The organism is Ruegeria sp. D7 (genome assembly GCF_056534355.1).
Genome location: NZ_JBQFPG010000001.1, coordinates 491,671 through 509,030, shown reverse-complemented (window position 1 = coordinate 509,030; position 17,360 = coordinate 491,671). Strand labels below are relative to the sequence as shown.

Sequence of the window (17,360 nt, the reverse complement as noted above, 5' to 3'; positions counted from 1 at the left end):
GGGAAAACTGCTATCTGGTCAACGGTGGCTGCGCGGGCTAGGTCTTGGGCAACGCATTTTTCAGGAGAATGATATGAGCAGTCTTGTGCCCGTCCGATTCACCCCCTTTGACCTTGATGCGATAGCGCAAACCGAAGGGCGCCTGGCCATTCTCATTCCCGCCGATGGTAAGATGAGCCCCGCCGCGCGTCGAGCCAATCGCCTGACCAAAGGCGCGGTTGCGCGACTGGTCGAAAGCGAGCGGTTCAGCAAGGTCAAATCGGGTAATGTTATTTCGCTGGCCTGGCCTGCCGGAATGGTGGCCGAGGCGCTGGATATTCTGGTGTTGCCGCGCCGTCCCGACGCGGACGAGGCACGCAAGGCCGGGGCCAATCTGGCGAAAGCTGCAGCGGGCAAACCCGTGCTGGTCATGGCTGCCAATCACGCGCGTATCGAAGAACTGGCCTTGGGCATGGTGCTGCGGACCTATGATTTTGATGTCCACAAGACCAAGGAGGCCGATCCGGCAGGCGAGATCACCATCGGTCACTCCAAGCCGGAGGAGGCCGAAGCTGACTTTGCGCCGCTCTATGCCGTCGCAGACGGTGTGCGCATGACACGAGATCTGACAAATGAACCCGCGAATGTGCTGACGACAACTGAGTTCGCGGACAGGTTGGTCGAGATGGAATCGCTGGGCCTGAAGGTGGAGGTTCTGGAAGAGGACAAGCTGGCCGAACTGGGCATGCGTACGCTGCTGAGCGTCGGGCAGGGCTCGGTCAGCCCCTCGAAAGTTGTGGTGATGCAATGGGACGGCGGCGACAAGGATGACGCGCCGCTGGCCTTGGTCGGAAAGGGGGTCGTGTTCGATACCGGCGGTATCTCGCTGAAGCCGGCCGGAGGCATGGAAGACATGACCATGGACATGGGCGGCGCGGGAGTTGTTGCCGGAACCATGCGAGCGTTGGCCAAGCGCAACGCCAAAGCCAATGTCGTGGGGCTGGTCGGGTTGGTCGAAAACATGCCCTCGGGCAATGCCTCTCGGCCGGGCGATGTGGTCACTTCGATGAAAGGCGACACTGTCGAGATCATCAACACCGATGCCGAGGGTCGTTTGGTTCTGTGTGACGTCATGTGGTACGCGCAGGATCGGTTCCAGCCGGTGGGCATGATCGATCTGGCCACTCTGACGGGCGCGGTCATCATTGGTCTTGGGCATGAGAATGCCGGTGTGTTTTCAAACAACGACACCTTCTGCGACGCCTTCTTGAAGTCGGCCAAGGCCGAGGACGAGGGCGCATGGCGGCTGCCCTTGGGTGAAGGCTATGACAAACAACTTAAATCGCGCATTGCGGATATGAAGAACGTGGGCGGGCGGCCCGCAGGTTCGATCACCGCAGCGCAGTTCCTGCAGCGTTTCGTCAAGGAAGAGACGCCATGGATTCACTTGGATATCGCAGGTGTGGCCTCTGTCTCTTCCGAGACCTCTTATGCGCCGAAAGGGGCCACGGGCTGGGGCGTCCGCGCGCTAAGCCGGTTCGTGCGGGACAATTTCGAGTAAGCGCATGGGTGCCGTCTATTTCTATCACCTGACCCGCCAGCCGTTAGAGCACACATTGCCTGTGCTGCTCGACAAGGCACGACAGGCCGGGTGGCGGATTGCCGTGCGGGGTATCGACCCTGTGCGGATGGACTGGCTGGATGAGAAATTGTGGCTGGGACCTGAGGACGGGTTCCTGCCGCATGGCCGCGAAGGTGGCCCGCACGACGCGGCACAGCCCGTTCTGCTGACGACCGGCCAAGGGGCCGCAAATGGCGTGACCTGTGTGATGGCTGTCGATGGGGCAACGGTTGAGGCGGAGGAAGTTTCGACCATGGAGCGTGTCTGCATTCTGTTCGACGGGAATGATCCGGAGGCGGTTCAACATGCGCGCGGGCAGTGGAAGGCTCTGACCGGGGCGGGATGTTCGGCACAATATTGGTCCGAGGAATCCGGGCGATGGGAGAAAAAGGCCGAGGCTTGATCGGCCACAAATATATTTTAGGAGATTTCAAATGGATATGAAGCCTTTGGGCCGCACCGGGATCATGGTGTCGGATTTATGTCTTGGGACAATGACCTTTGGTACTCAGACCTCGGAAACTGAGGCGCACCGCCAGATGGACATGGCGCTTGCGGGTGGGATCAACTTTGTCGACGCGGCTGAGATGTATCCGGTGAACCCGATCTCGGCAGAGACGGTCGGGCGGACCGAAGAGATTCTTGGCAATTGGAATGCCGCCAATCCTTCGCGGCGCGGTGACTATGTGCTGGCCACGAAACACTCTGGTGAAGGGTTCGTGCATGCGCGCAATGGCGCCCCAATCTCGAAAGAGACCATACCTGAGGCGATAGAGGGTTCACTGCGTCGTCTACAGACTGACTGTATAGATCTCTATCAGTTCCACTGGCCAAATCGTGGCAGCTACATGTTCCGACAGAACTGGGACTATGCACCCTCGGGTCACAACCGGGACGAGATTATGGACGAGATGCGCGAAAGCCTGATCGCTCTGCAGGCGCAGGTGGACAAGGGCAATATCCGCGCCTTTGGTCTGTCGAATGAAAGCGCTTGGGGTACCGCTCAGTGGTTGCGGGCATCAGATGAGGTTAGTGGACCTCGGGTCGCGTCGATCCAGAACGAATATTCTTTGCTCTGCCGGTTATTCGATACCGACCTGGCTGAATTGTGTCTTCTGGAAGATGTCGGGTTACTATCATTCTCACCGTTGGCGGCAGGTTTCCTGACTGGGAAATATCAAGGGGGTGTTGTTCCAGAAGGATCACGCATGGCGCTGGTGCCGAATATGGGCGGGCGTAAAACAGATCGCGTTTTTGATGCCGTGGCTGCTTATCTGGATGTTGCCGCGCGGCATGGGCTGGACCCGATCCACATGTCACTGGCGTGGTGTTGCAGCCGTCCTTTCATGGCCTCAACCATCTTTGGCGCGACAAATGTAGCGCAGCTAGAACATATTCTGGCGGGTAAGGATTTGAAGCTGTCGTCCGAAGTGATGGCCGAGATCAGTGCGGCGCACCGGGCGTTTCCGATGCCATATTGAAGGGATGGGGGCTCTGCCCCCGTCGCTTTTGGCGACTCCCCCGAGGTATTTTAGGCCAGATGAAGTTGGATCGCGTCAGTGATGGGTGGGTTGCGCACGGTCTTGCCTGAGGTCGCGAGCCGTGAGGCCGTGGGCGGTTCGGAACGCGCGCGCGAAGCTGGATTGCGAGGCGAAGCCGGTGGCCAGCGCCACGTCCATCAGCGGCAGGTCGGTATCGGTAACCAGACGGCGGGCCTCGGCCAGTCTGAGTTGCAGGTAATGATCCTGTGGAGTTGTATTCAGGCGCAGGCGGAACTGCTGCTGCAGGGTGCGCGTACTAGTGCCGAGTCTATCGGCGATGTGCGCAAGGGATAGGGGGTCGTCCAGTGAGGATTCCATCAATGAGTTGGCTTTGGCTGTGAGCGCGGTGTGACGGTGCGGCGCACCGGTGCGGCTTTGTGGTTTTGAGGGCTGAGACGCACCTTCATAGAGGAATAGCCCGGACACGCGGGCGGCAAAGCCCGCGCCATGACGTGCAGCAATAATATGGAGCATCATATCGATCGCCGGGACGGCGCCGCCAGAGGTTAGGCGTGTATCGGAGACGGTAAATCGGTCAGGGCGCACATCGACATTGGGAAAGCGCGCAGCGAAGTTCTCCAAATCCTCCCAATGGGTCGTCGCCGCGTGACCGTCGAGCAATCCAGCCTCAGCCAGCAACCAGGGGCCGCCATCGATCCCGGCGATTGTTGCACCGGTGGCCGCGATCCTGCGGAGCCCGGCGAGCAGGCTGGGCGTCGCGTGACGGGCCAATTGGAATCCGGCAACGACGATCAACAGATCGCAGCCCTGCAACCGGGCCAGGGGAATGCCCTGCACATTCAGAGCGCTGGTCAGCAACGCGGGTTCTGCGGTTGCCGTGACGTAGTCCCAATCAAAAGCGGGCCGATCCGCCAGTCGGTTGGCAGCACGCATCGGATCGACGGCGGCCGCGAAGCTGAGTGTGTTGCATTCGTCCAGCACCAGCACCGCCGTTTTCAGGGCGCGATGTTCGGGCTGCAGTATGTTTTTTGCGGATTTCATCAAGTCTGATTCGCATTTTGCTAAGTGGTTCCCTCAAGGCTGCGTCAGAGTTGGCGTTGACGCAAATCGGAATCCGGGGAGAAGCCTGGGGAAACCCACGGTAAAACCGGGTATAAGCTGGGGATAACGCCATGCCTTTGGAAATGAACCGCGAAGTCTTTATCACCTGTGCCGTCACCGGCTCGGGCGGGACACAGGATCGCAGCCCACATGTGCCGCGTTCGCCGAAGCAGATTGCCGATAGTGCAATTGCTGCAGCGAAAGCCGGTGCGGCCGTGGTGCACTGCCATGTGCGCGACCCCGCGACCGGTGCGCCTTCACGCGATCTGGCGCTGTACCGTGAAGTCACGGACCGCATTCGCGATGCCGAAGTAGACGCGGTTCTGAACCTGACGGCGGGCATGGGCGGAGATATGGTGTTTGGAAGTGTCGAGAACCCTCTGCCGCTGGCTGAGGCTGGAACCGATCTGGTTGGTGCCACTGAACGTGTTGCACATGTAGCGGAGTGCTTGCCTGAAATCTGTACTCTGGATTGTGGCACGATGAACTTTGCCGAGGCCGACTATGTGATGACCAATACGCCCGGCGCCTTGCGGGCGATGGGGCAGATGATGACCGATCTGGGTGTGAAGCCCGAGATCGAGGCCTTCGACACCGGCCATCTGTGGTTCGCCAAGCAGCTGGTGAAAGAGGGTGTTCTGGAACCGAACGCTCTGGTCCAGCTATGTATGGGGGTGCCGTGGGGGGCTCCGGATGATCTCAACACCTTTATGGCGATGGTGAACAATGTGCCGGATGACTGGACGTTCAGCGCGTTTTCGCTGGGGCGCAATGAGATGGCGTATGTCGCGGCCTCGGTTCTGGCGGGCGGCAATGTGCGCGTCGGGCTGGAGGACAACCTGTGGCTGGAAAAGGGTGTTCTGGCCGAAAACTGGCAGTTGGTCGAGCGTGCAGGCAGCATCATCGAAAACATGGGCGCGCGGGTGATCGGGCCGCAGGAAGTACGTGAAAAGTTGGGGCTTACTAAGCGGGCTCCGGTTGCGAAGTAGTCGCGGATTGGGGGCCAGCCCCCAAACCCCCGAGATATTTTTGGCCAGATGAAGAGGCGGATCGTGGGCAAAGAACAGCAAGCAAAAACAGCAGCAATCATCGGAGGCGGTGTGATTGGTGGCGGGTGGGCTGCCCGGTTCCTGCTGAACGGATGGGATGTTCGAGTATACGATCCCGACCCTGAAGCCGAGAGGAAGATCGGTGAGGTGTTAGATAACGCGCGCCGTTCTTTGCCGGGGTTGAGCGATGTACCTCTGCCGCCCGAAGGGACGCTGAGCTTTCATGACGATCTCGGTGAGGCAGTTCAGGGTGCGATCTGGATTCAGGAGAGCGTACCGGAAAGGCTCGATCTGAAGCTGAAGGTTTACAAGAGCTTGCAGGGGGCTTGTGATCCAGATGCAATCATCGGGTCCTCGACCAGCGGGTTCAAGCCCTCGGAGTTACAAGAAGGCGCGATGCGACCCGAGCAGATCGTGGTGACCCACCCGTTCAACCCGGTCTACCTGTTACCACTGATCGAACTGGTTCCGACCGACAAGAATTCACCTGACTTGATCGCGCGGGCCAAAGATCTTTTGACCTCAGTGGGGTTCTTCCCGCTGCACATCAGGAAGGAAATCGACGCGCATATTGCTGACCGGTTCCTCGAGGCGGTGTGGCGCGAGGCGCTTTGGCTGGTGAAAGACGGCATCGCAACGACCGAAGAGATCGATGAATCCATCCGCATGGGTTTTGGTATCCGTTGGGCCCAGATGGGACTGTTCGAAACCTATCGCGTGGCCGGTGGAGAGGCCGGGATGCGGCATTTCATGGCTCAGTTCGGCCCAGCGCTGAAATGGCCCTGGACCAAACTGATGGATGTGCCTGAGTTCACCGATGAGTTGGTCGACATGATTGCGGATCAGTCGGATGCGCAGTCTGGCAAGTACTCGATCCGCGAGTTGGAGCGTATCCGGGACAATAACCTCGTTGGTATGATGCGGGCGCTGAAGGCCCAGAACTATGGTGCAGGGGCGGTATTGAACCAGCATGATGCGGCCTTGAAGCCCGGAGCGCTGCCGACGCTGGACGAGGCGGATCTGAGCCAGCCGATCCTCACGCTGTCGCGCGCCGTTCCGCTGGATTGGACCGACTACAATGGCCACATGAATGAAGCTAAATATCTGGAGGCCTTTGCAGCGGCCACGGATCGTTTCATGGAAATCATTGGCTGCGATATGGAGTATATCGCGACAGGCGGCAGCTATTTCACTGCCGAAAATCACATCCGTTACATGCAGGAGACCCATGCGGGGTCGCGGATCGAATGCCGTACGCAGATGCTGTTAGGGCAGGGCAAGAAGCTGCATGTCTTCCACAGCATGTACGAGGGTGAAACGCTGTTGGCCACAGGCGAAAGCTTTCTTCTGCATGTCAGCCTTGAGACCCGACGCCCCAGCCCACCTTCACCCGAGATCGAGGCCGCGATGGCACGGGTTGCCGAGGCGCAGGCCGGGTTGCCTTATCCCGAAGGCGCGGGCGCGGCGATCCGCAAGCCCGCATGAGCAGCCGGGTCTTGATTACCGCAGGCGCCTCTGGCGTCGGCAGGGCCATGGCTGAAGCGTTTGATGCTGCCGGGGCTCAGGTCTGGGTTGCGGATGTTGATGCGGATGCGTTGGCGGATTGCCCGGCGCATTGGAAGCAAAGCCAGCTTGATGTGTCGGATGAGGATGCTGTCGCGGCTGCGTTTACCGACCTTGAGACCGAATGGGACGGGCTTGATGTGCTCTGTGCGAATGCGGGGATAGCGGGTCCCACCGCAGCAGTTGAGGACGTTTCCTTGACGGATTGGAGGTCATGCCTTTCCATCAATCTAGAGGGGTCATTTTTGTGCTCTAAATACGCCGCACCTCTGATGAAACAGCAACGCAGCGGCGCGATCTTGATCACTTCATCGACTGCAGGCCAGTACGGATACCCCAACCGCGCGCCGTATGCGGCGGCCAAGTGGGGCATGGTGGGATTAGGCAAAACGCTGGCGATGGAGCTTGGGCCGCACGGTATCCGCTGCAATGTGATCTGCCCGGGTTCGGTCGAAGGTCCACGAATGGAGGGCGTGCTGCAGCGCGAGGCCGATGCCAAGGGCATGACCCGGGATCAGGTTTACCACGGCTATGCCTCGGGCACGTCCATGGGCCGCTTTGTAGAGGCGCAGGACATTGCGAACATGGCTGTATTCCTGGCTTCAGATGCAGCGAGGCTGGTGTCGGGTCAGGTAATCGCGGTGGATGGCCATACGGTCAATCCTGACCCGAAACTGTGAATCAGCCCTGATTTGGCCCCCGAATCTGGCGGATGGCGCTGCGGACGGCTTGCCAGTCCTGCGCCTCCTGCTGATTTCCGGCGGCTTCGCATTCGCGCATTTTCTGCGCAGCTTCGGCTTCGGCCCGATCGCCATGGGCCGTATAAAGGGCACGTGCGTATTCAGCGGTTTTGAGTGCGTCCATTCCCGTCATCCTCCATCTCAGATCGGAATGTCTGTAGTTTCGCGCCAAGTGACTATACTACAGCTTTCAGCCCAGGTCATGTCTGAGAGATTTCTGAGCGCAATTGCTGCAGATGGTCCGGAAAATCACGCGCGGTCATATCCGCCTCTCGAACCAGCCGGTCGAAATGGAGCGTAAAGACCTCAATCCGGTCGCGGTCTCGGAAAGCCATGTAGTGGCTTCCGGCATAGAACACGCAAAGAAGTGGGCCGAATATCGTGACGGGGGCAGAGTAAAGACGTTTTGCATCAAATAGATAGATGCGCAGACGTGGATAAAGCTGCTCGCACACCGACAGCAGGTGATCGATCTGATCCAACCGGACCTGAAGCGGTAGTCCCTCGTAGTAACCGGTGGCATAGGCAAAGCTGTGAAGCTCGTACAACGGCATGGCAATCTCATAGTCGGACTGGGCGCTGCGCATCCATGCCAGCCGGTCTGCCGAGGCGCCAATGGCTTGATCTGCAGTACGGCCCAGATGCGGAGCGTATTCCCATTCAAGCACGGCGCGGGTCTTGAGCATGTCGGGCAGGGTAGCCGGAACGTAGCGTATCTTGTAGCCGGCGGCCTCTTGATGCCATTCAAAAATGCGCTCATCAACCAATGCCCGGGCGGCCTCGGTTAGGGTGAGGGAACTGGCCAATAGTTCTGCCGCGCTTTCGGGTCGGTTGGAAAGCCCAAGAAGCCAATCGGCGGAAACCCCAAGCGCCGAGGCGCAGCTGCCGACAACATGAGCATTCGGAAGGCGTGCCCCCGCCCCGGTCAGCAATTGCGAAACGGTAGATCGGTCAACCCCGATGCTGCGTGCCAGGGCGCTTTGGCTGACGTTGCGCTCTTGCATCGCTCGGGCCAGGCGCTGGCGAAAATGCAGGGCGCGATCCCGTTTGTCGATTTTATCAATCATGTGGTGATTAATATCACCTTTGGTGAGAATTGTTAATCATATTCAGAATTCACGACCCTTGGGTCTGTCTGTAACGCTGGTGTTACAAAAATAAGAATGGGGTCTGGAATGGAAACGCGACGCAGGTCGGTCGTGAAGGCGCTGGTGTGGAATGCGATGGGGCTGGCGATGATGACGCTGGTTGGTTTGATCGCCACGGGTTCAGCAGCACTTGGAGGGATGGTTGCACTGGTCAATACGGCCATTGGTTTGACCATGTATGTGATTTACGAGCGTATCTGGGCCGGAATTTCGTGGGGCCGCAATGGCTGAGCCGGTCACACCCAAATCTCCCGAATGGGCGACATTTGCCCTGATTATCGCGTGTTATTCCGCTTGGCTTGGTGCGATTTTCTGGTTGGCAGGCATATCGCTTTGGGTTGCGATCCCGTTCATGGGGCTGGTGGCTGCGCTGCATTCCTCGCTGACCCATGAGGCTTTGCACGGGCATCCCTTTCGCCAGAAGTGGCTGAATGAGGCGCTGATGGCGATGCCGCTGACTTTGTTCATTCCCTACAATCGGTTTCGGGACCTGCATCTGGCGCATCACTGTGACGCGAACCTAACCGATCCCTACGATGACCCTGAGACCAACTATCTTGACCCACAGGTCTGGGCGTCTCTGTCCGGTTGGCAGAGGCGGATGTATCAAGTGAACAACACTCTGCTGGGGCGGATGGTACTGGGGCCTGCAATTGGGCAGGTTGCGTTCTCGCGAGATGAACTGCGTGGTGCACTTCGCGGAGATCGGGCGATTTTGTTGGCATGGGCGCTGCACATGCCCGGCGTTGTCGCGACTCTTTGGATCGTCGCGCTTTCGCAAATGCCGATCTGGGCCTTCGCCCTTTCAGCATATATCGGGTTGGGTTTGGTCAAGATTCGCACATTCCTGGAACACCGCGCGCATGAGAAATCGCGCGCGCGCACAGTGATCGTAGAAGACCGTGGCATCCTTGCATTTCTGTTTTTGAACAATAACTTGCACGTCGTTCATCATATGAACCCATCAGCACCTTGGTACCGATTGCCTGCACTCTACCGCACGGGCAAGGAAAGATACTTGGCCTGTAACGAGGCTTATGTCTACCGTTCGTACGGGCAGATATTCCGAGAGTATTTCTGGCGCGCCAAGGATCCAGTGGCGCATCCGCTCTGGCCAAAGCCTTGATTTAACGACAGAAGGGAAGCCATGAGTTTATGGATTCCCGTCACCATCGCGGCCGCATCGTTCCAGACGGTGCGGTTCATGCTGCAGAAATCCCTGAGCAGCGTGAAGCTTTCGGCTGCCGGGGCGACATTTGCACGATTCGCCTATTCCATGCCATTGGCCTTGCTGGGGCTTTTCATTGCTTTGGCCGCGACAGGGTACGAACTGCCAGCGCTGACGGCGAAGTTCTGGATATTTGCTGTCATCGGTGGGACCACACAGATATTGGCCACGATCTGCGTTGTGGCATTGTTCAAGCAGCGCAACTTTGCGGTAGGGATTACGTTTAAGAAAACTGAGGTGATTCAAACCGCTATTGTGGGGTTCCTTGTCCTCGGCGATCAGGTCTCTACCGGGGCGCTGGGGGCAATTCTGCTTGGGTTGCTGGCCGTCCTGTTATTGTCAAAAACGCCCGGAGGCAGCGGCGCTTGGTGGCAACATCTGACAAACAAAGCCTCGCGTCTTGGACTGGGGTCAGGCGTGTTATTCGCATTCTCCTCGGTCAGCTATCGCGGCGCCTCTTTGCAATTGGGCGACATCGATGCGTGGTTCCGGGCACTTGTGACACTTGCCGTCGTGGTAACGTTTCAGTTTCTCAGCATGTGGCTGTGGCTGCTTTGGCGAGACAGGGCCGAGCTGCGCGCGGTGTGGGAGACTCGCCGGACCGGTGTTTTTGTCGGCCTGACCAGCCTCTGTGGTTCGTTTTGCTGGTTCTTCGCCTTCACGTTGCAGAACGCAGCCTATGTAAAGGCCTTGGGTCAGATCGAACTGATCCTCAGCCTGTTCGCATCGCTGCTGTTTTTCCGTGAAACCATCACCCGGCGCGAGATCGCCGGGATGACGTTGCTTGGCTTGTCGATACTGGCGCTTGTGCTGACAATCTAGCCAGCGCGACGCTCATCAAAGCTGAGAGCGATAAAGCTGGGGAGGTGATCCCCCATGCCTACAACTGCTGGCCCGCCATCGTCGCGACGCCCACGACCACGGGTTTTGGGCTCTCGCTCTTTGCGGCTCTCGCTCTTTTTGTTGTCCGACGCTTTGGCCTTCTTCTCTGGCTTTGGCGCCTCGGGCTTGGGCTCATCGGCCTTGACCGGTTTGTCGATGCGCGGAATGTCCTTCTGGATCAGGCTCTCGATCGCGGCCAGCGCCTTTTCATCGCGGCCCGAGCAGATCGTGATTGCCTTGCCTTCGCGTCCGGCACGGCCCGTGCGGCCGATGCGGTGGACATAATCTTCGGCATGGCCGGGAACATCGAAGTTGAACACGTGGCTGACCGAGGGGATATCCAGACCCCGCGCAGCAACGTCCGAAGCCACCAGCAGCCGCAGTGATCCATCGCGGAATCCGTCCAGTGTTTTCATCCGCTGCGACTGATCCAGATCGCCATGGATCGCGGCGGCGTTATAGCCGTATTTCTTCAGCGACTTGGCGCAGATATCTACATCGGTCTTGCGATTGCAGAAGATGATGGCGTTGGTGCATTTGTCACCCTCGGCATCGATCAATGCGCGCAGGGTTTTGCGTTTCTGGCTGGCCTCACGATCCCGGCGACCACCTTTGAACATCACTACGCCTTGTTCGATGGTTTCCGAAGCGGTGGCCTGACGCGCAACTTCGACCCGGGTGGGGGCCGACAGGAAAGTATCGGTGATCCGTTCGATCTCGGGCGCCATGGTGGCCGAGAAGAACAGCGTCTGGCGGGTGAATGGCGTCAGCGAGAAGATGCGCTCGATGTCAGGAATGAAGCCCATGTCGAGCATCCGGTCAGCTTCGTCCACCACCATGATCTGAACGCCTGTCAGAAGCAGCTTCCCGCGTTCGAAATGATCCAGCAGACGGCCCGGAGTGGCAATCAGCACGTCAACACCGCGGTCAATCAGAGCATCCTGTTCCTTGAAGGAAACGCCACCGATTAACAGTGCTTTGGTCAGCTTGAGGTGCTTGGCGTAGGTATCGAAATTCTCGGCCACCTGCGCTGCCAGTTCCCGCGTCGGGCACAAGACCAGCGAGCGTGGCATACGTGCGCGGGCGCGCCCACGGGCCAGCAATGTGATCATCGGCAGGGTGAAGCTGGCGGTTTTGCCGGTGCCGGTTTGGGCGATCCCCAGAACATCGCGCCCTTCCAGCGCGGCTGGAATTGCGCCTTCCTGGATCGGGGTCGGAGTTTCGTATCCGGCTTCCTCAATTGCTTTGAGGACCTTCGGGTTCAGGTTCAGTTCGTTAAACTTTGTCATGTATGTCCGGTTCAAGCGGACACTAGACCTGGCCCGCGCGTCTGAAAATGCCGGGCCCGGATGGCCATGCGCCCCATGCGCGTTTCGGCTGTGGCGCGGGCATAACAAAAACGTGGGGCAGGGTCAAATGAAGTCGGTTTAATCCGTGGCAAATCTGCCGGTAACAAGGATTTCCGCAACAATTCAGATGGTTCCGGGAAAGTGTTTCGCGACTTTTTGGTCCAGATCAAGCGGCCGGTGACGGATCATGTCGTTATCCTCAAGCCGTTCCAGCACTTCCGGGTCAGCAGCGCTGATTTCATCGTAAAATTCCCGCAGGCCATCGAGCCCGTATTCGGTCTCCAGAAGGGTGATCAATTCGTACCTGTCTAGCGCACCGATCTTTCGCGGGCGATCCGGGCTGGCCTGGTACGAGCCGCGTTCGAGGCGGAAACGATAATGCGCCAGCCAATGCTCCCAATCCGGGGCGTGGCGATGACACAGATCGATCTGAGGAAGCTCGGTTCTGACTGGCAGAAACTCACCGTGCTGATAGAGGTTGTGGATACGGTCGCTCAGTTTTTTCAAACCGCCGCGTACGAACAGTTTGCCCTGAATGTGGCTCATGAAACCGGCCAGAACGTAAGTGCCGAAATTGGGATAGAGCGCTTCGACCAGCGCTTGTCGATTCTGACCTTCGGGAATGAACGCTTTGTAGAGGTCCTGGCCACCCGCCAGCGCCTCAATCGGGCGGACGCGGACGGCGGGGATGTCATCGGGAATGTCGCGCAGCAGGTCGGGGATCGGGGACATTGGCCACAAAAACTCATCGACATCGATATGTGCGACCCAGTCCAGATCAGTCCTGTTGTAGATCAAATTCGCATTCGAGGATTGGCGAACCTGATGTTTGTCCGGCCTCTCACGCCTGCGACGCTTCCAGAACGCCGCATCGCAGGTACGCACCCGGATCCGGGGATGCTCGCGCAGGGCTGAGATGTCCCCCTGGACCGGCTCGTCCAGAAAGATGTGAATCCGGTCCGCGCCGATATCGAGGTGATGGGCGGCAAAGCGCAGAATATCCTCACGTGGGGCGCGGATCGTGGACACAATCCCCCATGTGGTCACTTCTGGATTGCCCGCAGAGTCCGTCAGGTCATCATTTCCTTCGTCGCGGTCAGGCTCAGCTCGGGATAATCGCGGACGACCCGGTCGATGTCCCACTGCAGCCGCGTCAGATAGACGATATCTCCATCGTGATCATGGGCAATATGCTGCTTGTTGGCGTTGACGAATTTGTCGATCTCAACCTTGTTGCCACTGACCCAACGGGCCGAGGTGAACTGAGACGCCTCAAACCGCACAGGCAGGCCGTATTCCATCTCAATCCGGCTGGCGAGCACCTCGAATTGCAGCGCACCGACGACGCCTACGATGAATCCTGACCCGATTGAGGGTTTGAAAACCTTCGCGGCACCTTCCTCGGCAAACTGCATCAGGGCCTTTTCCAGATGCTTGGCCTTCAATGGGTCACCCGCGCGCACCGTTTGCAGCAATTCCGGTGCGAAGGAGGGGATGCCGGTCACCCGGATCGCCTCGCCTTCGGTCAGCGTGTCACCGATGCGCAACTGACCGTGGTTGGGAATGCCGATGATATCACCGGCCCAGGCTTCCTCGGCCAGTTCACGATCAGAGGCGAGGAACAGCACGGGGTTCGATATTGCCATCGGTTTCTTCGATCGCACATGCGTTAGCTTCATGCCGCGTTTGAAATGGCCCGAGGCCATGCGGACAAATGCCACCCGGTCGCGGTGTTTGGGGTCCATATTGGCCTGCACCTTGAACACGAAACCGGCGACCTTCTTTTCATCGGGCGCGATCTGACGGGGCTCAGCCGACTGAACCTGCGGCTGCGGACCATAGGCGCCGATACCCTCCATCAGTTCCTTGACGCCAAACGAGTTGATGGCCGAACCAAACCAGATCGGGGTCATGTGCCCCTCAAGCACCGCCTGAGGGTCGAGCTTGGGCAGCAATTCGCGTGCCATCTCAACCTCTTCCAGCAGCTTGTCGAGCAATTCAGCGGGCACATGCTCGGCCAGCTTAGGGTCATCCAGACCATTGATTTGGATGCTTTCGGCCACCTTGTTGCGGTCGGCGCGGTCCATCAGCTCAAGCCGGTCGCGCAGCATGTCGTAGCAGCCGATGAAATCGCGACCCACACCGATAGGCCACGCGGCTGGCGTGACGTCGATCGCCAGCATTTCCTGAATTTCGTCGATGATCTCGAACGTATCCCGGCTTTCGCGGTCCATCTTGTTACAGAAGGTCAGGATCGGCAGATCGCGCAGGCGGCAGACCTCGAACAGTTTCTGCGTCTGGCTTTCCACACCTTTCGCACCGTCAATGACCATGACGGCGGCGTCTACGGCTGTCAGGGTGCGATAGGTGTCTTCGGAGAAATCCGAGTGGCCGGGTGTGTCCACAAGATTGAACCGGAAGTTCCCGTAGTCGAATGACATGGCCGAGGCTGAGACCGAGATACCGCGATCTTTCTCCATCTGCATAAAGTCCGACCGCGTCCGCCGTGCCTCACCCTTGGCCCGTACCTGTCCAGCCATCTGGATCGCGCCGCCGTACAGCAGAAACTTTTCCGTCAGCGTTGTCTTGCCCGCATCCGGGTGCGAGATGATAGCGAAGGTCCGGCGACGAGCGATCTCGGGCGGCAGGGTGGGTTGGTTCGAGGTATCAAGCATATTCGCGCGTATAGGCGGGGAATCCTGCCGAGGCAAGACAAAGGGGCTGGTTCGAATCATGTGGCTATGGCAATAAGAACATATAGTGAACAAAATATGGAGTGGACCAATGAATTTGAAAGAAATCGCAGACGAACTGGTTGCTGGATGCCGCGAGAACCGGGCCAAGGAAAACCTCGAGAAGCTTTATGCCTCGGATGCTGTTTCTGTTGAGGGACAGGATTTTGCGGGCATGGGGCGCGAGACGCACGGATTGGAAGCCATTCGTGGCAAGCACGAATGGTGGGAAGGCGCTCATGAAGTATCGGGCGCGTCCGTCAGTGGCCCGTACCCGCATGGTGACGACCGCTTTGCCGTGATCTTTGAAGTGCAGGGCAAGGTGAAAGAAACCGGTGAGAGCTTTGATATGCGTGAGGTCGGTGTTTATCACGTCGCCGATGGCAAGATCGTGCGTGAAGAGTTCTTTTATTAATCCGCAAGATCCCATTCTGGCCTTCTTTGCCGGGCCGATGTTAGATGTGTGCCGAAGATAGGGAGGGCCAGAATGGACATGGGAATTCGCGGAAAACGCGCGCTGGTTTGTGCCAGCAGCAAAGGCTTGGGATTGGGCTGTGCTGAGGCGTTGGCCGAAGCCGGCGTCGATCTTGTGATGAACGCGCGCGGAGCCGAAACGTTGGAGGCCGAAGCCACGCGTTTGCGATCATTATATGGCGTTGCCGTGCAGACAGTGGCTTGTGATGTTACCACACCAGAGGGTCAGGCCGAGGTGATAAGCGCTGCGCAGGGTGCTGATATCCTTGTCACAAACGCGGGTGGCCCTCCGCCCGGCATGTGGTCGGACTGGGAGCGTGATGATTTCATCAAAGCGCTGGATGCCAATATGCTGACACCCATTGCTTTCATGAAGGCTCTGCTGCCGGGCATGATGGATAAGGGCTGGGGTCGCGTGGTGAATATCACCTCGCAGTCGGTACGCGCACCGATTGCGGTGCTGGGCCTGTCGAATGCGGCGCGAACTGGATTAACCGGCTATGTTGCGGGCACATCGCGCCAGGTGGCACCACATGGCGTGACGATCAATAATCTGCTGCCAGGTATCCACGCCACAGACCGCGCGAACGCGCTGGATGGCGGGGTGTCAGAGCAGAAAGGTATTTCGATGGCCGAGGCACGGGCTGAACGCGCTGCAACCATCCCAGCGAGACGCTATGGCACGAGGGAAGAGTTTGGGGCGACCTGCGCGTTTCTATGCTCGCAACACGCCGGGTTCATTGTCGGGCAGAACATTTTGCTGGACGGTGGTGGCACCAATCTGACGATGTAGGTATGGCACAGAACTTTTCTCTGAAAGATCAGTTGTTCAACGCGGAAAAGGTAAGCTTTCTTGCGGGCTTGTTCGCCAAGGTTGATTCCGATTTCAAGGAAGAAGCATTCGCGGCGAAAGTGATGTCGCGTTTGCCCGAGCTTGAATTGAAAGAGCGTATGGCGTGGATTGCAGAGTGTCTGCAAGAATCGGTGCCCGGCGATTTGCCGGCAGTGGCACCGGTCATTCTGCGGGCGCTGCCACCTCCGCTGGACCCCGCCAAAAGTGATGATGACTTCGGAGACTTTATCTTTGCGCCCTTGGGTGATTGGGTTTGTACGATCGGCCTGGATCATCCCGCTTTGGCGCTGGATGTATTCGAAGAGCTGACCCAGAGATTTTCGATGGAATGGGCGATCCGCCCGTTCCTCAATCACCACTCCGAACTGGTCATGGCGCGGATGCAGGCTTGGTGCACGCATCCCAGCTATCACGTGCGTCGTCTGGTCAGCGAGGGCACGCGGCCGCGTTTACCGTGGGGGCAGGCCGTTGGCTTGGCAATGTCAGACCCATTGCCGTTATTGGACCGGTTGCACGGGGATCGGACGCGCTATGTGACGCGCTCGGTCGCCAATCATCTGAATGATATCACCAAGAAAGACCCCGATCTGGTGCTGGAACGTCTGCGTAGCTGGGGCGAGACAGGGCGGCAGGACAAGGACGAACTGAACTGGATGACATCTCATGCACTACGAGGCCTTGTGAAATCTGGGCATCCCAAGGCGATGAAGGTGCTTGGATACGATCCCGATGCAGATATTGCGGTTGAGATTCAGGTAAACGGTCCGGCCCGGATTGGTGAAGCGCTGGAGTTTGAAATCCGCCTAAGCGGCGCAGAAGATCAGCCAGTCTTGGTCGACTATATCGTTCATTTCCAACGACCTGGCGGAAAGATCTCACCCAAGGTTCACAAGTTGAAACAGGCCGAGCTTACAGGTGGTCAGTTGACACTTAGAAAGCGGCACAAGCTGAAGGGCAATGCAACAACATTCAAGTTGGTTCCTGGGCCGCATCGGTTAGAGATTCAAGTGAACGGCCGCGTGCACGCAGGCGTGGATTTCGACCTGCTCGCCTGAGCCCTGTCACGGTTTCGTCAGATCGGGCGCTGGTGGATTGCGTGGTGTGGATTGCTGCACTAGCTGCAAAAGACCAGTGACAAA

At 58.4% G+C, this 17,360-nt stretch carries 18 protein-coding genes; 12 read left to right on the top strand and 6 right to left on the bottom strand.

What is annotated here, in order from left to right:
• The first annotated feature begins 73 nt into the window (after window positions 1-73).
• From ACRZ9U_RS02545 to ACRZ9U_RS02535, 3 genes are read left to right on the top strand one after another with little or no spacing between them, the layout of a single operon-like run.
• Window positions 74-1,540, top strand: a complete 1,467-nt coding sequence (locus ACRZ9U_RS02545; RefSeq protein WP_170406230.1) for a leucyl aminopeptidase — start codon at window positions 74-76, stop codon at window positions 1,538-1,540.
• Window positions 1,541-1,544: 4 nt separating this feature from the next.
• Entirely contained in the window at window positions 1,545-2,003 is a 459-nt protein-coding gene (locus ACRZ9U_RS02540; protein ID WP_170406227.1) for a DNA polymerase III subunit chi, read from the top strand.
• A gap of 31 nt (window positions 2,004-2,034) precedes the next feature.
• Complete coding sequence (locus tag ACRZ9U_RS02535; RefSeq protein ID WP_170406224.1) at window positions 2,035-3,081, top strand: aldo/keto reductase; 1,047 nt, start codon at window positions 2,035-2,037, stop codon at window positions 3,079-3,081.
• A 75-nt stretch (window positions 3,082-3,156) separates the two neighbouring features.
• Here ACRZ9U_RS02535 and ACRZ9U_RS02530 read toward each other — a convergent pair whose 3' ends face one another.
• Window positions 3,157-4,143: a GlxA family transcriptional regulator gene (locus ACRZ9U_RS02530; protein ID WP_170406219.1), complete on the bottom strand. Its 987-nt coding sequence runs from the start codon at window positions 4,141-4,143 to the stop codon at window positions 3,157-3,159.
• A gap of 131 nt (window positions 4,144-4,274) precedes the next feature.
• On the opposite strand from ACRZ9U_RS02530, the gene bcoG reads away from it, so the two are divergent.
• The 3 genes from bcoG to ACRZ9U_RS02515 all read left to right on the top strand — a co-directional run bounded on the left by bcoG (window position 4,275) and on the right by ACRZ9U_RS02515 (window position 7,495).
• Window positions 4,275-5,192 carry a 3-dehydrocarnitine:acetyl-CoA trimethylamine transferase BcoG gene (gene bcoG / locus ACRZ9U_RS02525; protein WP_170406214.1) on the top strand — a complete coding sequence of 306 codons (918 nt, stop codon included), beginning with the start codon at window positions 4,275-4,277 and terminating at the stop codon, window positions 5,190-5,192.
• Window positions 5,193-5,255: 63 nt separating this feature from the next.
• Window positions 5,256-6,737 carry a carnitine 3-dehydrogenase gene (locus ACRZ9U_RS02520; RefSeq protein ID WP_480886961.1) on the top strand — a complete coding sequence of 494 codons (1,482 nt, stop codon included), beginning with the start codon at window positions 5,256-5,258 and terminating at the stop codon, window positions 6,735-6,737.
• A complete protein-coding gene (locus tag ACRZ9U_RS02515) occupies window positions 6,734-7,495 on the top strand; it encodes an SDR family oxidoreductase (protein ID WP_170406209.1) in 762 nt (253 codons plus the stop codon). Before ACRZ9U_RS02520 ends, ACRZ9U_RS02515 begins: the two co-directional genes overlap by 4 nt.
• Window position 7,496: 1 nt before the next feature.
• Here the strand turns inward: ACRZ9U_RS02515 and ACRZ9U_RS02510 are convergent, their stop codons facing one another.
• A complete protein-coding gene (locus ACRZ9U_RS02510) occupies window positions 7,497-7,679 on the bottom strand; it encodes a hypothetical protein (RefSeq protein ID WP_170396771.1) in 183 nt (60 codons plus the stop codon).
• Window positions 7,680-7,755: 76 nt separating this feature from the next.
• Window positions 7,756-8,622 carry a helix-turn-helix domain-containing protein gene (locus ACRZ9U_RS02505; RefSeq protein ID WP_170396773.1) on the bottom strand — a complete coding sequence of 289 codons (867 nt, stop codon included), beginning with the start codon at window positions 8,620-8,622 and terminating at the stop codon, window positions 7,756-7,758.
• A 108-nt stretch (window positions 8,623-8,730) separates the two neighbouring features.
• Between ACRZ9U_RS02505 and ACRZ9U_RS02500 the strand changes: the two genes are divergently transcribed.
• From ACRZ9U_RS02500 to ACRZ9U_RS02490, 3 genes are read left to right on the top strand one after another with little or no spacing between them, the layout of a single operon-like run.
• Window positions 8,731-8,934 carry a DUF2061 domain-containing protein gene (locus ACRZ9U_RS02500; protein WP_039535902.1) on the top strand — a complete coding sequence of 68 codons (204 nt, stop codon included), beginning with the start codon at window positions 8,731-8,733 and terminating at the stop codon, window positions 8,932-8,934.
• Window positions 8,927-9,829, top strand: coding sequence for a fatty acid desaturase (locus ACRZ9U_RS02495; RefSeq protein WP_170406205.1), 903 nt, complete (start codon window positions 8,927-8,929; stop codon window positions 9,827-9,829). Before ACRZ9U_RS02500 ends, ACRZ9U_RS02495 begins: the two co-directional genes overlap by 8 nt.
• Before the next feature lie 21 nt (window positions 9,830-9,850).
• Window positions 9,851-10,753, top strand: coding sequence for a DMT family transporter (locus ACRZ9U_RS02490; RefSeq protein WP_170406200.1), 903 nt, complete (start codon window positions 9,851-9,853; stop codon window positions 10,751-10,753).
• On the opposite strand, the gene ACRZ9U_RS02485 is transcribed toward ACRZ9U_RS02490, so the two are convergent.
• The 3 genes from ACRZ9U_RS02485 to ACRZ9U_RS02475 form a co-directional block, all read right to left on the bottom strand.
• A complete protein-coding gene (locus ACRZ9U_RS02485; RefSeq protein ID WP_480901254.1) occupies window positions 10,750-12,102 on the bottom strand; it encodes a DEAD/DEAH box helicase in 1,353 nt (450 codons plus the stop codon). The two genes, ACRZ9U_RS02490 and ACRZ9U_RS02485, sit on opposite strands and share 4 nt — an antisense overlap.
• 183 nt (window positions 12,103-12,285) lie before the next feature.
• A complete protein-coding gene (locus ACRZ9U_RS02480; RefSeq protein ID WP_170406195.1) occupies window positions 12,286-13,191 on the bottom strand; it encodes a glycosyltransferase family 2 protein in 906 nt (301 codons plus the stop codon).
• Window positions 13,192-13,232: 41 nt separating this feature from the next.
• Window positions 13,233-14,837 carry a peptide chain release factor 3 gene (locus tag ACRZ9U_RS02475; protein ID WP_170396785.1) on the bottom strand — a complete coding sequence of 535 codons (1,605 nt, stop codon included), beginning with the start codon at window positions 14,835-14,837 and terminating at the stop codon, window positions 13,233-13,235.
• 109 nt (window positions 14,838-14,946) lie between these two features.
• On the opposite strand from ACRZ9U_RS02475, the gene ACRZ9U_RS02470 reads away from it, so the two are divergent.
• The 3 genes from ACRZ9U_RS02470 to ACRZ9U_RS02460 all read left to right on the top strand — a co-directional run bounded on the left by ACRZ9U_RS02470 (window position 14,947) and on the right by ACRZ9U_RS02460 (window position 17,276).
• Complete coding sequence (locus ACRZ9U_RS02470) at window positions 14,947-15,309, top strand: SnoaL-like domain-containing protein (RefSeq protein WP_170396787.1); 363 nt, start codon at window positions 14,947-14,949, stop codon at window positions 15,307-15,309.
• 72 nt (window positions 15,310-15,381) lie between these two features.
• Complete coding sequence (locus ACRZ9U_RS02465) at window positions 15,382-16,161, top strand: SDR family oxidoreductase (protein WP_170406190.1); 780 nt, start codon at window positions 15,382-15,384, stop codon at window positions 16,159-16,161.
• A 2-nt stretch (window positions 16,162-16,163) separates the two neighbouring features.
• The gene (locus tag ACRZ9U_RS02460) at window positions 16,164-17,276 is read left to right on the top strand and encodes a hypothetical protein (protein ID WP_170406185.1); all 1,113 of its coding nucleotides are present in this window, start codon (window positions 16,164-16,166) and stop codon (window positions 17,274-17,276) included.
• Window positions 17,277-17,360 lie beyond the last annotated feature (84 nt).

What these genes read in the sequence shown, in the direction of transcription:
- ACRZ9U_RS02505 (WP_170396773.1), bottom strand. Translation starts at nt 8,622, where the DNA reads ATGATTGATAAAATCGACAAACGGGATCGCGCCCTGCATTTTCGCCAG.
- ACRZ9U_RS02465 (WP_170406190.1), top strand. Translation starts at nt 15,382, where the DNA reads ATGGACATGGGAATTCGCGGAAAACGCGCGCTGGTTTGTGCCAGCAGC.
- ACRZ9U_RS02495 (WP_170406205.1), top strand. Translation starts at nt 8,927, where the DNA reads ATGGCTGAGCCGGTCACACCCAAATCTCCCGAATGGGCGACATTTGCC.
- ACRZ9U_RS02475 (WP_170396785.1), bottom strand. Translation starts at nt 14,837, where the DNA reads ATGCTTGATACCTCGAACCAACCCACCCTGCCGCCCGAGATCGCTCGT.
- ACRZ9U_RS02500 (WP_039535902.1), top strand. Translation starts at nt 8,731, where the DNA reads ATGGAAACGCGACGCAGGTCGGTCGTGAAGGCGCTGGTGTGGAATGCG.
- ACRZ9U_RS02535 (WP_170406224.1), top strand. Translation starts at nt 2,035, where the DNA reads ATGGATATGAAGCCTTTGGGCCGCACCGGGATCATGGTGTCGGATTTA.
- bcoG (WP_170406214.1), top strand. Translation starts at nt 4,275, where the DNA reads ATGCCTTTGGAAATGAACCGCGAAGTCTTTATCACCTGTGCCGTCACC.
- ACRZ9U_RS02510 (WP_170396771.1), bottom strand. Translation starts at nt 7,679, where the DNA reads ATGGACGCACTCAAAACCGCTGAATACGCACGTGCCCTTTATACGGCC.
- ACRZ9U_RS02470 (WP_170396787.1), top strand. Translation starts at nt 14,947, where the DNA reads ATGAATTTGAAAGAAATCGCAGACGAACTGGTTGCTGGATGCCGCGAG.
- ACRZ9U_RS02545 (WP_170406230.1), top strand. Translation starts at nt 74, where the DNA reads ATGAGCAGTCTTGTGCCCGTCCGATTCACCCCCTTTGACCTTGATGCG.
- ACRZ9U_RS02515 (WP_170406209.1), top strand. Translation starts at nt 6,734, where the DNA reads ATGAGCAGCCGGGTCTTGATTACCGCAGGCGCCTCTGGCGTCGGCAGG.
- ACRZ9U_RS02530 (WP_170406219.1), bottom strand. Translation starts at nt 4,143, where the DNA reads ATGAAATCCGCAAAAAACATACTGCAGCCCGAACATCGCGCCCTGAAA.
- ACRZ9U_RS02540 (WP_170406227.1), top strand. Translation starts at nt 1,545, where the DNA reads ATGGGTGCCGTCTATTTCTATCACCTGACCCGCCAGCCGTTAGAGCAC.
- ACRZ9U_RS02485 (WP_480901254.1), bottom strand. Translation starts at nt 12,102, where the DNA reads ATGACAAAGTTTAACGAACTGAACCTGAACCCGAAGGTCCTCAAAGCA.
- ACRZ9U_RS02490 (WP_170406200.1), top strand. Translation starts at nt 9,851, where the DNA reads ATGAGTTTATGGATTCCCGTCACCATCGCGGCCGCATCGTTCCAGACG.
- ACRZ9U_RS02460 (WP_170406185.1), top strand. Translation starts at nt 16,164, where the DNA reads ATGGCACAGAACTTTTCTCTGAAAGATCAGTTGTTCAACGCGGAAAAG.